Source organism: Rhodococcus sp. (in: high G+C Gram-positive bacteria), assembly GCF_049286785.1.
Taxonomy (GTDB): Bacteria; Actinomycetota; Actinomycetes; order Mycobacteriales; family Mycobacteriaceae; genus Rhodococcus_F.
This window is the reverse complement of the sequence record NZ_JBAQEO010000353.1, coordinates 1-2,627: the sequence shown is the minus strand read 5'-3', so window position 1 is coordinate 2,627 and position 2,627 is coordinate 1. Positions and strand designations below refer to the sequence as shown.

The 2,627-nt window shown below is 65.7% G+C and carries 3 protein-coding genes; 2 read left to right on the top strand and 1 reads right to left on the bottom strand.

Features of this window, described 5'->3' with window-relative positions:
- Positions 1-238 precede the first annotated feature (238 nt).
- Positions 239-604 (top strand): hypothetical protein, encoded by a 366-nt coding sequence (locus WAW17_RS13175; RefSeq protein WP_422333410.1) that lies wholly within the window; start codon positions 239-241, stop codon positions 602-604.
- 306 nt (positions 605-910) lie between these two features.
- Here WAW17_RS13175 and WAW17_RS13170 read toward each other — a convergent pair whose 3' ends face one another.
- On the bottom strand, positions 911-1,444 hold the full coding sequence (locus WAW17_RS13170; RefSeq protein ID WP_422333409.1) for a MarR family winged helix-turn-helix transcriptional regulator: 534 nt from the start codon (positions 1,442-1,444) through the stop codon (positions 911-913).
- Positions 1,445-1,501: 57 nt separating this feature from the next.
- On the opposite strand from WAW17_RS13170, the gene WAW17_RS13165 reads away from it, so the two are divergent.
- Positions 1,502-2,627 (top strand): MFS transporter (locus WAW17_RS13165; RefSeq protein ID WP_422333408.1); only part of this gene is annotated, 1,126 nt, incomplete at its 3' end.

Here is a 2,627-nt window from a genome sequence, read left to right as displayed (position 1 = left end):
GGCTGAGCCCACAGGAGTGCGCACAGCAGCTGCGCCTCTATGTCCAGTCGCGCGCCGTAGTCCATGTCATCGGCTGAGATGGTCTCGTCCGGGTCGGCATCAAGTGCGGTGAGCATCGCGTGGTCTTCCTGCCGGTCCGAACGTCGCCCGGTGCTGTCTCGGCACCGGCCTTTTCGGTCCCACCTGGCCCGAAACCGTAGGTCGAGCCGCTCCGTCCACGCTCTGCAAAGCGAAAAGTATGCTGAACAGTAGTTTTGCCGGAGATGCTGCGGAAATATTTCTTTACAACAGTCACCCCGCACAAATCATGAGTGACACGGAGCAGGCCGCACCGCGACGGATCTGCGCAACGGGTGTAGTTTCTCGATTTCGGTGTCATTTCTCAATTTCGTGTCAGTTGTCTGTCAGCGGCGTGTCGGTTTCTCAATTCGGTGTCAGTAGCGGGACGCTGAAAAAGCGCCCCCTGACCAGCGAGGTTGTGGTCAGGCACCTGCAAGATTCCGGCGCTTCTGTCGCGCCGACCATCGCTGCGGCAGATCCCGGCCAGACCAACCTGGACCTTTCGATGCGCAAAGCCGAGCTCGCCGTCGTAACAGTTCCTTAGGTGGGGTGTAGTGCCAGTCGGAGCGACGCGAGGCGCCTGTGGTTATCCCGAAGCGGGTGTGCCGGAGACCCGGTCCCACGGCGTCCCGCGCGGTCGTTCGCGGTCAGTTCCACGATGGCGGTGTTGGGGAATTCGGTGTCGGCGCATTTCTGCTTCAGGTTGAGCACGACAGGGAGGTCTCGTCGCGGCCGATCTCGTTGTGGGACGCTGACTGCGACCCGCCCGCGCTGCTGCGTCCCGGCGTCCCGGCCGCTTCCGCGCTGTGTGATCGCCCGAAGGGCGGCGCTGACGCAGCGGCGCGTCGGATCAACCCGAGACGGCATCGCGGGAACGGAGGCACTCGCGCTGCACCTGCTCCTCGGCCGCGACGGAGTAGGCCTCGGCGAAGACTCCGAGGTTCCGAACGAAGTCGTCGCGCGCGTCCGCAGGGAGCGCGTCCAGCCCGGCCGCGAAGATCGTCATCGTGCGTGCGAGCTCGGTTTCGAACATGCTCTGGCCGGTGGAGGTGGCTTTCAGAGTCCTGGCCCCGTTGCCGGGGTGGTCGAGGCGCTCGACCAGGCCGCGGGCCAGGGCGGCGTTGACCTGACGGTTCACCGTGGACTGTTCCAGCCGGAGGGCCTCGGCGATCTGCCGCATCGTCTGCGGGCCCTGCGAGGTGAGCAACCACAGCAGGCGGTTGTCTGCGGCGTTGAGCTGGTTCAGGGACTTGGAGGCGCGTTGTCCTCGTTCGAGGCGCGCGGTCGCCACGACGAGTTCAAACTCGCGCATCTCGCGCACCGAATCGACCAGACCTGTGATGCGAACCACCCCTACCTCGATTGCCTTCTCCACGCGAACCATGTGTATTCTACACACCTGCAAATATGTAACTTACATATCTCGTTACGTCAGGAACTCATGGACACCACCGCCACGAAGAGCGCGTCGGCACCGAGCATCTCGTCGAGCCGCGCCACCGCTGTCATCATCACCCTGTGCTTCGGCTCCCTGGCCGGAGCACTCATGCAGTCGCTGGTCATCCCGATCCAGTCCGAACTGCCCGAACTGCTGAACACCTCGGTCGCCAACGCGTCGTGGGCGATCACCGCTACCTTGTTGGCCGCCGGCGTCTCGATGCCGGTCACCGGCCGCCTCGCCGACATGTACGGCAAGAAGCGCATCATGGTCGGCTCTGCCGCCGTCCTCGTTGTCGGCTCGCTGCTCTGTGCAGTCGGCACCGGCCTGGTGCCGTTCCTCATCGGTCGCGCCCTGCAGGGCGTCGCGATGGGCTACATCCCGGTGGCCATCTCGGCCGTGCGCGAGCTCGCCCCGAAGGAGAAGCAGGCCACTGCAGTCGCGACCGTCTCCGCCACACTGGGAGTCGGCGGCGCCGTCGGCCTTCCGCTGGCCGCCTGGATCGCCCAGACCTTCGACTGGCACGCCCTGTTCTACGTCTCCAGCGCCCTGGCGCTCGTCGTCCTCGTGGCTACCGCCCTGGTCGTCCCGGCCACCCAGGACACCCACCCGGCCCGCCTCGACTTCGTGGGCGTGGGGCTCATGGCCGTCGGTCTGGTCTCGCTGCTCGTGGGCGTGTCGAAGGGCTCCACCTTGGGCTGGAGCAACGGCACCACCTGGAGCTGCATCATCGGCGGCGTCGTCGTCCTCGTGCTCTTCGGCCTGTTCGAGCTGCGCCACCACGACCCGCTGGTCGACGTGCGCACCATGGGCCGCCGCCCGGTGTTCTTCACCAACATCGCCGCCATCCTCATCGGCTTCGGCATGATGGCCTCCGCGATCGTCGTGCCGCAACTCCTGCAGATGGACGAGCACACCGGCTACGGCCTCGGACAGACCATCCTCCAAGCCGGCATGTGGATGTTCCCCGGCGGTCTGATGATGATGGTCTTCGCCCCGATCTCCGCGAAGCTGATCAACGCCATCGGCGCCCGCCTCACCCTGGCCATCGGTGCCACCGTCGTGGCCTGCGGCTACGTCTTCGGCGCCCTCATGATGGACGCGCCGTGGAAGCTGATGATCAGCGTCA